Origin of the sequence: Nitrosomonas oligotropha (genome assembly GCF_900106555.1) — a bacterium.
Taxonomy (GTDB): Bacteria; Pseudomonadota; Gammaproteobacteria; order Burkholderiales; family Nitrosomonadaceae; genus Nitrosomonas; species Nitrosomonas oligotropha_A.
Genome location: NZ_FNOE01000008.1, coordinates 1 through 19,190 on the forward strand (window position 1 = coordinate 1; position 19,190 = coordinate 19,190).

General features: G+C 50.0%; 12 protein-coding genes and 1 pseudogene. 11 read left to right on the forward strand and 2 right to left on the reverse strand.

Annotated features, from left to right (window positions below; genetic code table 11):
* Nucleotides 1-320 precede the first annotated feature (320 nt).
* The 6 genes and pseudogenes from BLU57_RS06155 (at nucleotide 321) to BLU57_RS06180 (ending at nucleotide 8,119) form a co-directional block, all read left to right on the forward strand.
* Complete coding sequence (locus BLU57_RS06155) at nucleotides 321-737, forward strand: sigma-70 family RNA polymerase sigma factor (RefSeq protein WP_256206183.1); 417 nt, start codon at nucleotides 321-323, stop codon at nucleotides 735-737.
* Nucleotides 734-1,567, forward strand: coding sequence for a cupin domain-containing protein (locus BLU57_RS06160; RefSeq protein ID WP_090317887.1), 834 nt, complete (start codon nucleotides 734-736; stop codon nucleotides 1,565-1,567). The genes BLU57_RS06155 and BLU57_RS06160 overlap by 4 nt, the downstream gene beginning before the upstream one ends.
* 17 nt (nucleotides 1,568-1,584) lie before the next feature.
* The gene (locus BLU57_RS06165) at nucleotides 1,585-2,478 is read left to right on the forward strand and encodes an ROK family protein (RefSeq protein WP_090317890.1); all 894 of its coding nucleotides are present in this window, start codon (nucleotides 1,585-1,587) and stop codon (nucleotides 2,476-2,478) included.
* An 89-nt stretch (nucleotides 2,479-2,567) separates the two neighbouring features.
* Nucleotides 2,568-2,783, forward strand: coding sequence for an AbrB/MazE/SpoVT family DNA-binding domain-containing protein (locus BLU57_RS06170; protein WP_090317893.1), 216 nt, complete (start codon nucleotides 2,568-2,570; stop codon nucleotides 2,781-2,783).
* Between the two features lie 401 nt (nucleotides 2,784-3,184).
* A pseudogene (locus BLU57_RS16825) lies at nucleotides 3,185-3,298 on the forward strand (hypothetical protein); the annotation flags it as partial.
* A gap of 534 nt (nucleotides 3,299-3,832) precedes the next feature.
* A complete protein-coding gene (locus BLU57_RS06180) occupies nucleotides 3,833-8,119 on the forward strand; it encodes an ATP-binding protein (protein WP_090317900.1) in 4,287 nt (1,428 codons plus the stop codon).
* On the opposite strand, the gene glgB is transcribed toward BLU57_RS06180, so the two are convergent.
* A complete protein-coding gene (gene glgB, locus BLU57_RS06185; protein WP_090318100.1) occupies nucleotides 8,070-10,235 on the reverse strand; it encodes a 1,4-alpha-glucan branching protein GlgB in 2,166 nt (721 codons plus the stop codon). The two genes, BLU57_RS06180 and glgB, sit on opposite strands and share 50 nt — an antisense overlap.
* A 166-nt stretch (nucleotides 10,236-10,401) precedes the next feature.
* Between glgB and glgC the strand changes: the two genes are divergently transcribed.
* The 5 genes from glgC to glgA all read left to right on the forward strand — a co-directional run bounded on the left by glgC (nucleotide 10,402) and on the right by glgA (nucleotide 18,775).
* Nucleotides 10,402-11,727, forward strand: a complete 1,326-nt coding sequence (gene glgC, locus BLU57_RS06190; protein WP_090317903.1) for a glucose-1-phosphate adenylyltransferase — start codon at nucleotides 10,402-10,404, stop codon at nucleotides 11,725-11,727.
* Nucleotides 11,728-11,799: 72 nt separating this feature from the next.
* Nucleotides 11,800-13,503: a glycoside hydrolase family 57 protein gene (locus BLU57_RS06195; protein ID WP_090317905.1), complete on the forward strand. Its 1,704-nt coding sequence runs from the start codon at nucleotides 11,800-11,802 to the stop codon at nucleotides 13,501-13,503.
* Between the two features lie 88 nt (nucleotides 13,504-13,591).
* Nucleotides 13,592-15,604: an alpha-amylase/4-alpha-glucanotransferase domain-containing protein gene (locus BLU57_RS06200; protein WP_090317908.1), complete on the forward strand. Its 2,013-nt coding sequence runs from the start codon at nucleotides 13,592-13,594 to the stop codon at nucleotides 15,602-15,604.
* Between the two features lie 51 nt (nucleotides 15,605-15,655).
* Nucleotides 15,656-17,290, forward strand: a complete 1,635-nt coding sequence (gene pgi / locus BLU57_RS06205; protein ID WP_090317911.1) for a glucose-6-phosphate isomerase — start codon at nucleotides 15,656-15,658, stop codon at nucleotides 17,288-17,290.
* A gap of 9 nt (nucleotides 17,291-17,299) precedes the next feature.
* Entirely contained in the window at nucleotides 17,300-18,775 is a 1,476-nt protein-coding gene (gene glgA / locus BLU57_RS06210) for a glycogen synthase GlgA (RefSeq protein ID WP_090317914.1), read from the forward strand.
* Between the two features lie 40 nt (nucleotides 18,776-18,815).
* On the opposite strand, the gene BLU57_RS06215 is transcribed toward glgA, so the two are convergent.
* On the reverse strand, nucleotides 18,816-19,130 hold the full coding sequence (locus BLU57_RS06215; RefSeq protein WP_090317917.1) for a BolA family protein: 315 nt from the start codon (nucleotides 19,128-19,130) through the stop codon (nucleotides 18,816-18,818).
* Nucleotides 19,131-19,190 lie beyond the last annotated feature (60 nt).

A 19,190-nucleotide genomic window follows, 5' to 3' on the forward strand; every position in this document is an offset into this window, starting at 1 on the left:
TTCCTGACGATCCAATAATGTTAAGCGAGTGCGTTTGTGTATGTTCATCTACAGTATTCTCCTGAATACTGTAAACAACGCTAGGAATTCTTACAGTTAATCATAATGATTAGGGTTTGATCAGCAGTGGCAACCAGCGATACCCATCGCAGTGACTGCAATGCCGTCGACGCGCAGATGCATGCGTGGATCACCGCTATCGCCAGGTATGACGAACAAGCATTGGCGGAGCTATACGAAGCAACACTGGCGCGCGTTTACGGCATCGCGCTGCGGATCACATGTAACCCGCAAGCGGCGGAAGAAGTGAGCGAGAGGATGTGTACAGGCAGGTGTGGCGCGAAGCGCCGCGCTTCGATGCGCAACGCGGCAATGTCATCGCCTGGCTGCTGACGATCGCGCGCAGCCGGGCGTTGGATTATTTGCGCAAGGCGGACGATGCCGAGCTTTGCGAAGAACCGGAGCTGCTATTAACCAACGAACCTTCGCACGACGGCGATCCGCAAGATTTGCTGGCGGCGGCGCAAAATAACGCCAAATTGAATCAGGCGCTGCAACAGCTCGAACCGGTGCAGCGCCAATTAGTTGCGATGGCTTTCTTCCGCGGCTTGACGCACGAAGAAATCGCCGCTTTCAGCGATATGGCCTTGGGCACGATCAAATCGCATATCCGCCGCGCGCTCAAGCAGCTGCACGATGTGCTCGAGGACGATTTAGTCAAAGGTTTTGAACGATGAAAAAACGCTACTCATTAGACTCGGATAATCCGCAGCACGCCGACAAAGTTGAAGCGTCGCTGCTGGAAGGATTGGAACCAGCACAGCCGAGCGATCAACAACGCGCAAAAATCCGCGCCCAGCTTTTCCAGCGCATCCATGCCAGCACCGCAGCGGAATCCGCACGCATCACGGTACGCAGTGATCAGGGCCAATGGCACAAGATTCTCCCCGGCGTGCGCGCCAAAACACTCGATCAACATAACCGCGCTTTCCTGCTCGACATCGAACCCGGCGCCAGCCTGCCGATGCACCGCCACCACGAAGACGAAGAATGCATCGTGCTGCGCGGCTCCGCCAGCCTCGGTCACCTCAAGGTGAACAGCGGCGATTATCACCTGGCACGCGCGGGCAGCCGTCACGGCAAAATATCATCGGAAAGCAGCGCGTTGCTGTACCTGCGGGGTATACCGGTGGGCCACACCGCCGAAGTCGCGCGCGACCTGCTCACCGCATACCTGCCCGGCGATGGCCGCGAATTGATCACCATCCGCGCCAACGAAGGCGAGTGGTCAGAACTCGCACCCGGTGTCTCCAGCAAGCCGCTGCACGACGACGGTCAAACCCGCTCATCATTACTGCGCATCGCCGCCGGAACCCATTGGTCATCGCAGCAAGCATCGCTCGCCCACGATGAAGAATGCTTGTTGCTCGAAGGCGACGCGTTCTTCGGCGACACGCTGCTATGCAGCGGCGACTGGCAACTCGCGCCGACGGGTTCCGAATCCCGTCCGATTTCCTCCGATCGCGGCGCGCTGGTATTCATGCGCGGCGCGCGCATCGCGGCGTAACCGTTCGAGGCTCGCCCATGCGCATCGGTATTGATCTCGGCGGTACTAAAATTGAAGGCGTAGTGCTGGACGCTGACGGTAAAGAGCTGGTTCGAAAGCGCGTGGATACGCAGCAATCGGCTGGCTATTGGGCGATTTTGCACACTATTGTGCAGCTCACCCGGCAATTGGAAATGGAAACCGGCCAGCAATGCCCGGTAGGTATCGGCACGCCGGGCGCGATCTCGGCGGTCAGCGGCACGATGAAGAATTCCAATACCGTGTGTCTGAACGGACAACCGCTGTTCGAGGACTTGCAAGGACTATTGAACCGGCCACTGCGCATCGCCAACGACGCCAATTGCTTTGCCTTAAGCGAAGCGCTGGACGGCGCGGGCAAAGGTTACGGCGTGGTGTTCGGCGTCATCATGGGCACCGGCGTCGGCGGCGGCATCGTGTTCAACGGACAATTACATCAAGGCCGTCAACATATAGGCGGAGAATGGGGTCACAACATCCTGGAACGGAACGGGCCGGATTGCTACTGCGGGCAGAAGGGCTGCGTCGAAACATTCATTTCCGGTCCCGCCCTGGCCGCCGATTATCACCGCCACGGCGGCAATCGCGCCTTGCAAGCCAATGACATTGTCGCACTGGCAGCGCAAAGCGATGCCTTGACGGAAGCGGCGATGCAGCGCTTCCTCGACCGCTTCGGCCGCGCGCTGGCGACCGTCATCAACATCCTCGACCCCGATGTCATCGTGCTGGGCGGCGGATTATCGAATATCGACCGGCTCTATAGCGAAGGCCGCGAGAACGTCGCACGCTATGTGTTTAACGATCAATTCATCACGCCAATCTTGAAAAATATCCACGGCGACAGCTCCGGTGTTAGAGGGGCTGCGCAGTTGTGGCGGAGTGATGAAGTCTGACAGACAAACAACGAAAATCAAAAATACCCCTCGTTTAAAAATCCAAGATATACTGCCAATCAGCGTATATCACCAACTAAGGATACAAAATGCAAGTTTCTAAATGGGGCAATAGCTTAGCGGTAAGATTACCCGCCGCCGTAGTCGAAGTATTAGATCTCAAGGAAGGCGACGATATTGAAATTCATGTCACCGGATCGCGCAACCTGGAGATCAGCAAAACACCGGAAGCACGCGAGATTCTCGCCCGCTTAAGAAAATACCGGGGGAAATTACCGGCGGATTTCAAATTTGACCGTATCTAAGCCCATGATCGATAAGGCATTTCTGGATACCAACATTCTCTTGTACTTACTGTCTGCGCCCCCCCCCTGAGTATCGGCTTCAAGCAACACACTTCAACCGCTTCACGATCCCTCCCGAATTCAACAGCCAAACTTGCATAGGTTTGATGCGCCGCACTATTAACTCAGCCAGCAGGAATAGTCCAGCCGTTACTTGAATTAACGACGTTCCTGACTATTCTGAAGTCTGACTTTGGATTAGCCGGGACATGGAAAAAATATCACCGCCCCTCGGGAAAGCCGTTCCGGAAGCAAGTGCTCGCTTTAAAGTCATTTCACTGACCGACTGACTGAATGCCGGTGCTCTGGAGCTCGACGCGATGTCAGTCGCGATATTGGAAACCTAAGCTATCGCGGAAACCATCAAATCCTATTTGCATCATAGCCGCAGCCCCCGGATCTATTTTTACCGCGACAAGGAAAAGCGGGGAATCGATCTACTCATTGAAGAAAACGGAACACTCTATCCGGTCGAAATCAAAAAATCGGCAGCTGTTCACACTATGAAATTCAGAGGATTCAGTATGATCGAGAACCTCGACACCCCGATCGGTCATGGTGGAGTAATCTGTTTTGTAAATACCTGGATACTGCTATCCGATCATGTGGATGCGATACCGGTAGGGTATTTGTGATTGTCATGTCAGCAAGAAGCATTTGAGAAAATATCCTGGGAAGCTGCCAGTATATTTTAATTTCAGCGTTTTAATCTAAAGACCTATCAATTTCATTGCTTTACCATGAAATAAATACCAGTGTTTAGAAAATATTAAGAGTAGAAGAAATTATTCCCTTACTTTATGCAACAACAGTATACTCAATCGATCTTGTGATAGAATTCAATACAACCTATTAATTTATAGATACTTTTAAATTATTTTCAGCAGAACTATTTTGTCACATAAAGAATCCATCTTCTTTTTGCTATTCAAATCATTTCTTTCCGTAATTTCGTAGTGCTTTGCATGATGATCTAAAGTGAGCACGAATTGATAACTAAAGAATCTCAGATGAAACCTGACGTTTTCACCGAATATCGCACAATAGCAATCCCTCTTCAATCCTCTAAATCTACTGATGAACTAATTAATCATAACGAAGATCAAGAACGATTCTTTGTCGGTCGAAAAAATATCACAGAAAAATTAGTTGATCTGTTACAAAGCACCAGAAGACTAAGAGGCAGCTACTTGATTGCCGGTTATCGTGGCTCTGGAAAAACCAGTGTGGTTGACAAAGCTTTAAGTTCAGCTGTAGCGAACAAAAATGAGGAGAAGAAAAGAAATCTAAAGATATACCACGTAAGGATTAACTTAGGTGACAATAGTCAATTAACACCAATGAATATTTACTATTCCATTGCCAATATTTTGCGCAATACGATTGCTGATGGGAATAATAGTACCAAGTCACCACCATCAACGTGGGAAAAGATATCCAAATGGACGCGGAATTTTTTTTCAGAACCTTCCATTAAGCTACGAAATATAGGCGCAAGCTCTGTACTTTTCGCCTGCATGGCAGCGCCATTGATCCTCTTACTTAATCCAGAGCAGATACTTATTGTTTCTGAGTGGCTAATACCTATTTTATTACCTCTGACTGCATTGATTTGGATAGTCTTATATTTAAGAAATTATAACGAAATTAAAGCACTCAGGGATATTGATGAGCTGATTGAAAGGATGAGTTACGAGATCACTGAAGAACGGAATGCGACGCTGAAGCATGATTCAAGTATTTTATTTTCAAATAGTATTGGTTTTTCAAAACATAAAAAAAGACTTCCTATCAAAGCCAGGGAGGCTGAGGAACAGCTAATCAGGATCTTAAACCATAATGGGCTATTCAATAATGCTAATGCAAAAGTAGTCATTGTAATGGATGAAATAGATAAACTTTCGGATGACGAAGAGCTGTCCGAAATTCATCATCACGATCAATCTAGCACACAAGAGTCCGACAAAAGTAGCAAAATAAACACCCTGCTCGGCTCACTAAAAAATTTCATTACCACAGCGCCCGTCATATTCTTTTTTATATCAGGGCGAGAAACGTTAGATAGATACTATTCAGAAAAAGGAAGTCCAAATTCCTTATACGGTAGTCTCTTTGATCAAGTTTTCGAAATACCCAGTCTTTTATCCGACAAAGGAGAACGTAGTACAAGAAATACACAGCTCTATGCAGGGGTAGCAGAATATGTATGTCGACGAATTAGAAAGGTCCCCGAAATAAAGAAGGAATCCTATTTCACTTTGGAGGGCTTTTGGCTGAGGAAAAAATACCGGCCTGTGATGCCCGAAATAAAGAAGGAGTCCTATTTCACTTTGGAGGAGTATAGAAAATCTCTCGATACTTCTAATACCTCACCAGAGGAGATTCGTTATGGCATTGCTATCTTAATGAATTTTATTTTTTACCTTACCTTTCATTCATGGGGAAATCCAAAGAAACTTTCCTCGATATTTGAAAGCTTCACTTATCCGATTGGACTTGTTGAGAAATTAAACAAAGAAGAAAACTTACTCTTAATTTTGGATGATAAAGATTTGGGTAAGGCTAACAAATCTGAACAATGGCTAGTTTTCAATGTCAATCATTTGCGAAGTTTTTCTCTTGCATCCGAAATCACCACCCTTTTCCAGCATCATCTCAGTCGCGAAGTCTCGCAAATCAGCGACAAGCTAACTGTCTCTTCGTTTTCATCCTTGCATTTCATTCTCAAACTGCATTCATATGGTTTTAAACGCGAATCTCTGCACTTGATGTCAGAGGCTATCAACGTCTATCGTTCCCCTGAACTCAACACGATCGTCGATGATTTACTGACTAACATTTTTAAATCCTATATCAGGAGAGTGAGAAATGGACTTTACAGATACCGCTTTCACAGCGGATTTGAACAGGAACTCCGTTATATCAGCCATGTCAGCGGATTGGAATCGGCCTCTTTTAACTTCTCACTGGATTCGATGAGATATGTGAAACGTTTTTTTGAAGTCATTCTCGCCAACACCAGTAGTTCGGAAACTGATGTAACTTCCAGATCCCATCTCTCTTTGGGAGATATGTGCACCATCGAACAATCCTATAATGCTGCCTCCATACATTACCATACCGCCAGTAGAATCCTGGCGAATACATTGAAAGAAGAAGGATCCAGTATCAATCAAGAAACCTTAATGCAATACATTGAAGTTTTACTTAAGCATGGTGATCTTGAAGAACGTAGGCAGAATTATAACCACGCTGCTGCCATCTACTCAGAAGCAGATCATATTGTTCAGAGTCTCAGTAATGATAAAGAATTGAGTCTTCATCTCCAAAGTGGAGACTCGAAATGGGATTTATTGAAATTACCTTTCTGGGCTGGTCTCTACCTGGATTTAAAACGTAGCCCTCGTCCCTATAAAAAATATATACCCCACAAAAACAAAAAAATTCAACTACCAGAACATCTATATCGTTTGGAAGATCAGAGATTCCATTATCGCGCTGCCAGTCTGCATTTCTTTTTAGGTGAAGCAGAATCAGCTCTTGAATCCTTCGAAACCACTTTAGAGTATGCAAAATCTGCCCCTGATTCTCTACTATCTAAATTTGACGAACGAAATGCCTATATGATTGGCAATGCACAGGTCGGAATAGTTGAGAGTACCTTGATCCTTAAGTCGCGCAATCTATTCGAAGTAATTGTAAAACCCAAAGAGCCCGAGGATGAAGCGATCAATCCCCAGGAATCAAATAAAGAAGAATTTCTTAAAAACTTATTTATGTTTGTCTGCAAACCAAATGCGTCAAAAATGACGCCATTGGAGAAAGAGCAGACTTTAGATTCTTTACTGGATAGTGCCGTAGAGATTTTCGAGATGAATCGGTTATACATCAGTGCCGCGATGACGCACATTAAAGCTATCCACTACACCACTTCATTATTAGATTGCTTCGACTATGACTTCTTTAACAATACTAATTTAGTATGTGAATCCGAGTCAGATCAAGCACCTTTAAATTATAAGCAACTTATGGACAAGATGTATCCGAAACTCAAGAATAGAGCCCTAGAAGCAATCAAGTGCATTGATAAAGCTCGACAGTTAGAGTCGAATCAGAGCAACAAGACTATGCTGGCCTATGACTATTTAGGTAATTGGCCTGATCCAGATATTACGAGTATCTCAACCTTATTCGGGATGTTGCTTGAGTCGAATGAAGAAACCAAGATTTTAGAGGAAGGAATACTTTGGCAGCACTCACTGTGGACACACAAACTGGCCTCTTCTCTTTTCTGGACGGATTATGTGAAACGCAAAATAGAAAAATCTGATTTTCATAGTTCTAAAGATGCCATACCGCTACCGAAAGATTTAAGTATGCTCTCAGTTAGATCTACAATCGTCATGCGCTGGACTCATGCACGTAATTTATGTCGTAAGCACATCGATAAAAATTTGGTAAGATTCAAAAGGGCGACTGCAGAAAATCAACAATCTATTGAATTAGAACCATGTAGCACGCTTAGAATATTTGAAAGTATATTAGAAGATAGAAGCAAAATAGAGCTTTCAGCAGATGGAAAAAAACTAATTGAATATATCAATCTCAAGTATAGGAATGAAGAATCAGGAACCTCGAGTCAAAATGCGTCAAATACTAGTGATCTTCCCGTAGTATTAGAAAAGGCATATGAAGCTTCCAGACATCTTCACTTAGCTCAAGAATCCAGCCGTATCATTTCAAGAAAAAATTTAGATCTCATTTTTCCACGTTCACCACAGCTCTATTTAGCTCAATGGAAGCTATTATCAAATTTCACTTCGACTATTCTAATGAATCGCGAAGAAATTTTTAGCACCACACAAATAAAACTGAGCACTATCAGAGAGATTTCGTTCTTTCTACAAAAAATTTTCTTGGATATAGAAAAGAAAATGCCTCGAGAAAATTCCACCTTACCAATGCCTTTCGAGAAAATTCCACCTTCCCATTTTGATTACGAACACATCTATATGCGACTAATAGAATCCCTTGATAGCTCGATAAGTCTAATCGATAGAAATAGCCGTACACATATGGGTATATTTGAGTATAAATACTTTTGCCATGATGATCACAATGATCCCGAGTTCCGCATGGACTATACATTAGCTTATATGTTCACACCTCTCGCCAAATATTGGCAAACTGAAGTGAAAAAAACTCATAAAATATTTGTTGAAGCCACTGCCAAAGAAACTGTTGTCTTTACGAAATCTGTAAACAAAACACCACCCCTGCCAACGGCGGCAACGTAATCGCGATCGAATCGGCAAATCCCATCCAGGGCATTTGCACGCTGGCGATGTTGCCGAGGTTGCCCATGTTACTGCCGCCGTAATAGGCCGAATCGCTGTTGAAGATTTCGCGGTACATGCCCCCGGCGGGAACGCCGATGCGGTAGCCGATGCGCGGCACCGGAGTGAAGTTGAGGACGATCAGCACGAAGCCGCCGTCCTTGGCGCGGCGCAGGTAGCTGATGATGGATTGCTCGGCATCCTGGCAGCCGATCCATTGAAAGCCTTCGGCGGCGAAGTCGAGCTGGTGCAGCGCCGGGATATTTTTGTAGCAGTGATTCAAATCGCGCTGCAATGCTTGCGCTCCGGCATGCGGCGATTGTTGCAGCAATCCCCAGTCGAGTTCCGCATTGACGCGCCATTCCCGCTGTTGCGCAAATTCGTTGCCCATGAAGTTGAGTTTCTTGCCCGGCCAGGTCATTTGGTAAGTCAGCAGCAGACGCACGTTGGCGAACTTTTGCCAGTCGTCGCCGGGCATTTTGTTGAATAGCGAACCTTTGCCGTGCACCACTTCGTCGTGCGAGAACGGCAGCACAAAGTTTTCGCTATACGCATAAAGCTGGCTGAATGTGAGTAGGTCGTGGTGATAACGCCGGTAGATCGGATCTTGCTGCATATACGACAAACTGTCGTGCATCCAGCCCATATTCCATTTCATCGAAAATCCCAGGCCGCCGACGTAGGTCGGGCGCGACACTGCGGGCCAGGCGGTGGATTCTTCGGCGAGTGTCAGCGCGCCGGGAAATTCGCCGTGCACCATAACATTCAGATCGCGCAGGAAATCGATGGCTTCCAGGTTTTCCCGGCCGCCGTATTTGTTCGGCAGCCACTCGCCTTCCTTGCGCGAGTAATCGAGGTACAGCATCGAAGCGACCGCATCGACGCGCAATCCGTCCAGATGGAATTCGGATAGCCAGTAATGCGCGCTGGATAGCAGAAACGATTTCACTTCGTTGCGGCCAAAATTGAAAATGTACGTGCCCCAGTCCTGATGAAATCCCAGGCGCGGATCTTCGTGTTCATACAAGGCTGTGCCGTCAAAGCGCGCCAGCGCGAAAGTATCTTGCGGAAAATGCGCGGGCACCCAATCGAGAATTACACCGATGCCCGCCTGATGACAAGCATCGACAAAAAAGCGGAAATCATCGGCTGAGCCGTAGCGGCTGGTGACGGCAAAATAGCCGGTGGTTTGGTAACCCCACGATTCATCCAGCGGATGTTCCGAGACCGGCATCAATTCGATATGCGTATAGCCCATTTCCAGCACATACGGCAGCAGATGCTCGGCCAACTCACGGTAGCTATAAAAACGCCCATCCGGATGGCGCTTCCACGAACCGGCGTGAATCTCAAAAATGTTCAGCGGCGCGTGCAGCCAATCCCAGTTTTCGCGATGGGTCATCCATGCCGCATCTTGCCAGTCAAAACCGCTATCCGCGGGCACCAATGCCGCCGTCTGGGGGCGCAGTTCAAAGCGCTGGGCATAAGGGTCTGTTTTGATCAGAATTTCACCGCTGGCGCGGTTGCGAATCTCTAATTTGTACAGTGAACCGGGCGGCAATTCCGGAATGAACAGTTCCCAGACTCCGCTGGCGTGATGCACATGCATGGGGTACATACGGCCATCCCAGCGATTGAAATCACCGACGACACTGACGCGCTCCGCATTCGGCGCCCACACCGCGAAACGTATGCCGTTCACTCCGGCATTGCTGACAGAATGTGCGCCGAGCGTACGATACGTCTGCCATAACTTGCCTTCGTTGAACAAGTACAAATCGTGATCGGAAATTTGCGGTGCAAAAGCATACGGATCGAATAACTCATAAACGATATGCCGTTCCCCTTTTTTCTCGATGCGCAAACGGTAAGGCATAGCAGGCGAAGTATCTCCGCGCCACTCGAAAATTCCATCCGGATGAATACGCTGCATCGGCTCAAAACCGGTTGCCGTCCTGATCCATACCTGTACGTCATAGGGACGGAACACCCGTACCAGCGTTTGACCCTGCTCACGGTGCAACCCGAGGTAGGCATAGGGATCATGCAGGCGGGCATCGAGCAGCGCATTTTGCATGACATTGGTTTTTCTGACTGTAATCACATTATTTGACCGGTTGGCTGATATCTTGGGAATTATAGCGTGTCTGCTCTTTGACTTAAGACAATTGAACTGAAAGCTTAATGTAAGAAAATGCCATAATACGATACTATATCGACATGCATTAGAAAGGGACATCGCGATGGACAATCATAATGAACCACACTATGCCAGTGAATCCCCGGCGCAGCACAATACCGGCAGTCACTTCCACAGCAACATCTCGCACGATACACTGGCACTGATACTGGCCGGAGGACGCGGCAGCCGCTTGCATCAACTGACGGATTGGCGCGCCAAACCGGCGGTTCCCTTCGGCGGCAAATTCCGCATCATCGACTTCCCGCTCTCCAACTGCGTGAATTCAGGCTTCCGGCGTATTGGTGTGGTAACGCAATACAAAGCGCAGAGTTTGATCCGCCATATCCAGCACGGTTGGAGTTTTCTCGATGGCCGCTTCAAGGAATTCATCGAGTTGCTACCCGCGCAGCAGCGCACAGCCGATGAAACCTGGTATCAGGGCACGGCCGATGCGGTTTTTCAGAATATCGACATCATGCAGCGCCACACAGCCAAATACGTGATGATTCTCGGCGGCGATCACATTTATAAAATGGATTACAGAAAATTGCTGGCCGAACATATCGAAAAAGCAGCCGATATGACGGTGGCCTGCCTTGAAGTTCCGGTAGAGGAAGCCAGTGCTTTCGGCGTGATGGGCGTCGATACGGCATGGCAAGTTACCAGTTTCACCGAAAAACCGGCTCACCCGGCATCAATACCGGATCAACCGGGGAAAGCGCTGGTGAGCATGGGAATTTATGTATTCAATGCCGCATTTCTTTATGAACAATTGATACGCGATCATAAAACCCATGACTCAGCGCATGATTTCGGCAAAGACATCATTCCCTACCTAGTGCCTCGCAATCGTGTCTTCGCCCACCGGTTTCAGCATAGCTGCGTCAATATGGCTCACGACACAATACCTTATTGGCGTGACGTGGGAACGATCGACGCGTATTGGGAAGCCAATGTAGATCTGGTCGGCGTCACGCCGGAATTGAATTTGTATGATGCGGATTGGCCAATCTGGACGCATCAGGAACAATTACCGCCCGCCAAGTTCGTTTTCGACGACGACAACCGGCGCGGCCAGGCTTTGGATTCTTCGGTATCGGGCGGTTGCATTATCAGTGGCGCGACAGTGCGCCGTTCCCTGCTGTTTTCCAATGTCAAAGTAAATAGTTTTAGCAGCGTAGAAGACTCGGTCATACTGCCCGATGTGGTGGTCGGCCGGCATGCGCGCCTGCGCCGTGTGGTCGTGGAAAAAAGATGTTCCATTCCCGAAGGGCTGGTCGTGGGATACGATCCCGATGAGGATCGTAAGCGGTTCTATGTATCCGAAAAAGGCATTACCTTAATCACACCCGAAATGCTGGGACAGGAAATACATAAGGCATGCTGATCAAATGATCTTGAACGTTACCTATGTGACGCCTCTCCAATCACAATAATCAAGCAGGTACGTCATTCTTAAATGAAACAATTAAATCTAGTTTTACTGTGGCACATGCACCAGCCGGACTACCGGGATTATGTCACCAACGAATTCGTGTTGCCGTGGGTATATCTCCATGCCATCAAGGACTATACCGACATGGCGTATCATCTGGAAATGCACCCGCGCACCAAAGCGGTGATTAATTTTGTGCCGGTGCTGTTGGATCAGCTGGAGGATTTCTCTACGCAATTCTCCACCGGGGAAATCCGTAGCCCTTTGCTACGTCTGTTAGCAACGCCCGACCTGGAACACATCTCCATTCAGGATCGCTTATACGTGTTCGACAGCTGTTTTCTCAGCAATCACACCACTATGCTACAGCCGTATCCGGCTTATAAACGTTTGCACGAGCTGTACCAGATGTTCAATAAACGCAGCGAAAGCGAGCTGACTTATTTTTCCGGGCAATATTTAGCCGATTTGCTGGTGTGGTATCACTTGGCGTGGATGGGCGAAAGCGTACGCCGCAACAACGAGTTCGTGATGAAATTGATGGCGCAAAGCCAAGGATTCAGCTACGAAAACCGCTTGCAACTGTTCAACCTGATCGGTGAATTGATCCGGGAACTGATTCCGCGCTACCGCAAACTCGCCGAATCCGGCCAGATCGAGTTATCCACCACGCCGCACTATCATCCGCTCGCACCGCTGCTGATCGATTTCACTTCCGCCCGGGACAGTCAACCCGGCGTGGCGTTACCGGAGCATCAGCTGTATCCGGGTGGCCGCAGCCGCGTTGCGTTTCATCTTGCTTCGGCCATCTCCAGCCACACCCAGCGTTTCAATGAACAACCTACCGGCATATGGTCGGCCGAGGGCGCTTTGTCGTCAGCGTTACTGAAAATCTTTGCCGAGCAAAATTGCCAATGGAGCGCCAGTGGCGAAGGCGTACTGGCCAATAGCCTGCAGGCTTCTTATCCGGACGCGCCATTGCCGGACCGCACTGAGTATTTGTACCGTCCTTACCAAGTCGATGGAGAATCCGGGCAAGTCATCTGCTTTTTCCGCGACGACCAGTTATCCGACTTGATCGGCTTCGAGTATGCCAAATGGTTTGGACGCGATGCGGCGGAAAATTTTATCCAATCGTTGGAACGGATCTACCATGGCACCCCCGCTGGCGAGAATCCGGTGGTCAGCGTGATTCTCGATGGAGAAAACGCTTGGGAGTCGTATCCCTACAATGGCTTTTATTTTCTCGATGATCTCTATGGTTTGCTCGAGAACCACTCGTTTATCCGCACCACGACGTACCGGAACTATATCGCCGATACGGAGAAAACCAATATGATTAGAATATTGCCAACGCTGGCGGCCGGAAGCTGGGTGTATGGCACCTTCTCCACCTGGATCGGCGACAAGGAAAAGAATCATGCCTGGGATATGCTCTGCGCCGCAAAACAGAGTTTTGACTTGGTCATGCAAAGCGATCGTTTAAGCGAAGAAAAGAAAATCGAAGCCAGCCGGCAATTGGCATCCTGCGAAAGCTCCGACTGGTTCTGGTGGTTTGGCGATTACAACCCGGCGCACTCGGTCGCCAGTTTCGATCATCTGTTCCGGTTGAACCTGATGAATCTGTATCGCTTACTTAAACTGCCGGTACCACCGGCATTACAGGAATCGATTAGCAAAGGCAATGAGCAAAACGAAGCAAGCAGCGCCATGCGGCGGTCTTCGTAGCATCTGATCAGTTCCAACTGCCTCGCGCAGTTGTCGAATTGGGTGTGCGGCCGCGCTGGTTTTTAAAAACGACTACCAGGATCATTGAATGTCACAACGTGTATCGCTACTTTTCGGTGTGCATGCGCACCAGCCCGTCGGTAATTTCCCCGAAGTGCTCGAAGACGCGCATCTGCGCTGTTACAAACCGTTTCTGCAGGTACTTTACCGCTATCCCGATTTCCGTTTTTCCGTGCACTTTTCCGGTTGGCTGCTCGATTACCTGTTGCAGCGTTTTCCCGATGATATGGTATTACTGCACGAAATGGTCGCGCGGCGGCAAGTGGAGTTATTCGGCGCTGGCGATACCGAACCAGTGCTGGCGGTCATCCCCAACCGCGACCGCGCCGGGCAGATTGACGCCTTCTCCAATAAACTGGCGGCAAAATTCGGCCAACGCCCGCAAGGCGCATGGCTCACCGAACGCGTGTGGGAATCCACCGTTGTTCCTTCGCTGGCGGATTGCGGCATCCGTTATGTTACCGTGGATGACTACCATTTTCTCTGCGCTGGCAAAACACCAGAGGAATTGAACGGTTACTTCACCACCGAAGAAGATTCCCATAAGCTCGACTTATTCCCGATTTCCGAATCGCTGCGCTACAAAATTCCGTTTTCCCCGGTCGAGGAAACCATCACCTATTTGGAATCACTCGCCGATCAGCATTCGCAAAATACCCGCGCGGCGGCGATTTATTTTGATGACATCGAGAAATTCGGCATCTGGCCGGAAACTTACCAGTGGGTATACGAAAAAGGCTGGCTTGAACGTTTCATTCAGGGCGTGCTCGCTTCAAACAAAATCAGCACGCAGCACTACAGCGAATATCACGCCAGCGAGAAAACCCGTGGCATCGTTTACCTGCCCACGGTTTCGTACATTGAAATGAACGAATGGACTTTGCCCGCGCAATCCGCCAATACCTACGCGGAATTGGTGCAACAAGCCAAAACCAGCGGCTGGTACGAACACAAAAAAGCATTCTTACGCGGCGGCATCTGGAAAAACTTTTTCTCGCGCTATCCGGAATCCAACTGGATGCATAAGCGCATGCTGAGTCTATCTGCGCGATTGAATGCCCTGCCGGAAAAGCATCGTACCGCCTTGATGCAGCAAAAACTGTATGAATCACAGGCCAATGATGCCTATTGGCACGGCCTGTTCGGCGGGCTGTACCTGCCGCATCTGCGCCGCGCCGTCTACAACGCGCTGGTCGAACTGGAAGCATTGCTCGATGCCTGCGCGCCGCGCGCAGCCTATTTCACCGAAGACACCGATCTGGATGGCGTGGAAGAAACTTATTTGCACAATGGCATTCTGCAAGCCGTGCTGAAACTCGATCGCTTCGCCAGCATTTGCGAGTTGGATGCCTATCCGCTCCGGCATAACTTTGGTGATACCCTGCGCTGCCAGGTCGAACATTATTATCAGAAAATTCAGCCGGGCGCGGGCGCTCCATCCAGCCATACCGCCAGCGGCATCGCCTCCGCGCATGACAGAATCAGCTATAAACATGAAATCAGCGCCGAAGACATTGTGCCGGACGATCATCCGCGCAATCTGTTCGTCGATCGCCTGGACGGGATGTTCATCACCTACCGGTCTTCGGCTTCAGCGCTTGAAAACAACCATTTCCAATCGGAAAACACCGCGTATCCGGTGCATAAACTGATTATGCTGGACAACAACCGGCTGCAAGTCACCTATCATTTCACCGCCAAGCTGGCGCACAGCTTCAGCACCGAAATCAATCTGGCCATGCCGAGCTGCGACGGTGTCGGCGGACGCTATATTTATCAAGGTAAAATTCCCGGCGGCTTTGGCCAATGGCTCGAACTGACCGGTTTATCCGAACTCACCTTGGACGATGACACCTTGGGCGGTAGTGTCACACTGACGACATCTCATCCGGTTACATTACGTGCACACCCGCATTTCTCGGTGTCGCAATCCGAGAGCGGCTTTGAAAAAATCATGCAAGCAACGACGCTTATCCTGGAATGGCCGGTCACAGCACCGGAGTTAATCGTCACGTTGCAAATTAATACACGCAAACCGTAATCAATGAATCGGCAATCTGCACAATCTATCATTCTCAGCAACTAAAATATCATGCCATCCCTTACGCAATCACCCGCCTGGCTTGCTTTACAGGCACATCAATCCGTCATGGCGCAACAGCATTTGCGCAGTTTATTCCAGCAAGATCCGCAGCGTTTTGAGAAATTCTCGCTGCTGTTCAACGATATTCTGCTCGATTATTCAAAGCAGCCGGTCGATCAGGAAACGATCAATCTGCTGCTGGCACTGGCACGGCAGCAAAAACTGAGCGATTGGATCGAGCGCATGTTTGCGGGAGAAAAAATCAACTCGACCGAGCAGCGCGCCGCATTGCATATCGCGTTGCGCAGCGAGCAGCCGGTCCATGTGGATGGCATCGACGTGTTGCCGGAAGTCAAACGCGTGTTGAAACAAATGGAGCGTTTCACCATCGCGGTGCACAGCGGCGCGCGTAGAGGCTACACCGGCAAAATGTTCACCGATATCGTCAACATTGGCATCGGCGGCTCGGATCTCGGCCCGGTGATGGTGACCGAAGCGCTCAAGCCTTACCAGCTCAACAGCATCACACCGCATTTCATTTCCAATATCGACGGCGCGCAATTATCCGCCACGTTGTGCCATCTCAATCCTGAGACAACTTTGTTCATCATCGCCTCGAAAACCTTTACCACGCAGGAAACGCTCACCAATGCGCACGCCGCGCGTACCTGGTTTCTGGCGCATGGCGGCGGCGAGCAAGACATCGCGCAGCACTTTGTCGCGGTATCGACCAATCGCACCGCCGTGGAGAAATTCGGCATCGATCCGGATAACATGTTTGAATTCTGGGATTGGGTCGGCGGGCGTTATTCGTTGTGGTCGGCGATCGGTTTGCCGATTGCACTCGCCGTGAGCATGGACAACTTTTATGCGCTGCTCGCCGGTGCGCGCGCCATGGATCAACACTTCGCCACGGCGCCGCTGGAAAAAAACCTGCCCGTGATGCTCGGCCTGATCGGTATCTGGCAAATCAATTTTTTCGCCACATCATCCCATGCAGTATTGCCGTACGATCAATCGCTGCATCGCTTTCCCGCTTATTTGCAGCAACTGGAAATGGAAAGCAACGGCAAGCGCATCACCCGTGACGGTGAGGCGGTCGATTACGCCACTGGCGCGGTCGTCTGGGGTGAACCTGGCACCAATGGCCAGCATGCGTTCTATCAATTATTGCATCAGGGCACGCAAACCGTTTCCGCCGATTTTCTGGCGCCTTGCCAGAGTCATTATCCGGTGGGCGATCACCATCGCATGCTGTTGGCGAATTTCTTTGCCCAAACGGAAGCCCTGATGACCGGCAAGAATGCGCAGGAAGTCCGCGCCGAGCTCGCCGCACTGGGCATGAACGCGGATGCCTTGGAACAATTGCTGCCGCACAAAATTTTTCCCGGCAACCGCCCGACCACGTCAATTCTGTTCAAAAAACTCGATCCTGAAACGCTGGGAGCATTGATTGCCCTGTATGAACATAAAGTGTTCGTGCAAAGCGTGATCTGGAATATCAACCCATTCGATCAATGGGGCGTGGAGCTGGGTAAGCAACTGGCCGGAAAAATCCTGGCCGAACTGCAACAAGACAGTGCCGTGACTTCGCATGACGCATCCACCAACGGCTTGATCGGTTACTTCAGGGCCAACCAGTAGACAATCCTCATGCCTTCACCGCAAGAACTGCGTGTTCTATTCATCACGCCGGAAGTTTTTCCACTTTGTAAAACCGGCGGCTTAGGCGATGTCAGCGCGGCATTGCCCGCCGCATTACGCGCATTGCATACCGATGTGCGTCTGCTGCTGCCGGGTTACCCGCAAGTCCTGGCCGGGGTTAAATACAAATCCAAAGTGGCCGAGTTCACGGCACTGCCGCAATTCCCTCCCGCCACCTTGCTGTCGGCACGGCTTTCGCTGAGCAAAGCCGAGCACATTCCGGTTTTTGTCATCGATTGCCCTGGATTGTATAACCGCGATGGCGGGCCTTACATGGATGAATTCGGACGCGACTGGCCGGACAATGCGCTGCGTTTCGGCTTACTGTCGAGAATCGGCGCTATTTTGGCCAGCGATGCCAGTCCGATCGCCTGGCGCCCGCACATTGCGCACTGCAACGACTGGCAAAGCGGTCTCACGCCCGCTTACCTGCATTTTCACCCCGGTAAAAAAGCCGCCACGTTGATGACAATCCATAACCTCGCATTCCAGGGTGTTTTCCCGCCCGGCAGCGTGGTGCAACTGGGATTGCCGCCGCACAGTTTCGCTATCAACGGCGTGGAATATTACGGCAATCTATCGTTTCTCAAAGCAGGGCTTTTTTATGCCAATCACATCACCACGGTCAGCCCAAACTACGCAGAGGAAATCCAAGCGCAAACGTTGGGATTCGGCTTGCAAGGATTACTGGCCGCGCGCCGCAGCCATTTGACCGGAATCGTGAATGGCATTGACGTCAACGAGTGGGATCCCGCGGCCGACCGGCATCTGGTCAAAAACTACAGCAGTAAAAAACTCGCGGATAAAGCGCTCAACAAGAGCGCATTGCAACAGCAGATGGAACTGACGGTAAATGCCGAGATCCCGCTATTCGGTGTGATCAGCCGCTTGAGCCACCAGAAAGGAATCGATGTGCTGATCGAGATAGCGCCGCAACTGGTAAAAATCCCCGCGCAACTGATCGTGCTCGGCAGCGACCAAGCACAATTGGAACACCAGCTGTCAATGCTGGCGCAGGCTCATCCCGGTACCATCGCCGTGCGCATCGGCTTTAACGAGGCGCTATCGCATTTGATCGAAGCCGGCGCGGATTGCTTCCTGATGCCGTCACGCTTTGAACCGTGTGGCCTGAATCAAATGTACAGCCAGCGCTACGGCACGCCGCCTGTAGTACATGCAACCGGTGGCCTGCTCGACACCGTAGTCGACTGCACACCGCAAACCCTGGCCAATGGCAGTGCCAGCGGGTTTGTATTCGACACGATGAGCGCGGAGCATCTACTCGCCACCATCAAACGCGCGGCAGCGGCTTATCATGACAAAAAAATCTGGCATCGCTTGCAGAAAAACGGCATGGCAAAAGACTTCAGCTGGCATACCAGCGCAACGGCTTACCGGGAAATCTATTTGTCGTTGTTATCCTGATTCCAGGATTCCGGTGTTCCCGTGTCTTGATTTCCCCGATCTATTGGGATTTGGAACCCCCCAAGCATGGCGGCGAATCGTTGCGTGTTCCGTTCTTTTCAAACCATTCCTCCATCGTCATGGTGTGCAGAACAAGCGCATGAATCGATTGCGCCAGCTCATCAGCCAGGATTTGATTCACCATCCGGTGACGCGCCACAAGCATTTTGCCCTGAAATGCACCGGAAACGATCGTCACCTTGAAATGGGATTCGGATCCTACCGGTACATTATGCTGGTGGCTTTCATTAACCACTTCCAGAAATTGCGGTTGCAGTGATTGCAATTTGGTTTCGATCGAATTCTTAATGTTCACAGTACGGTCACTCTCCTATCGCGCAGCGCGGATTCCAACAGACAAAGTCCGTCAGTCTAC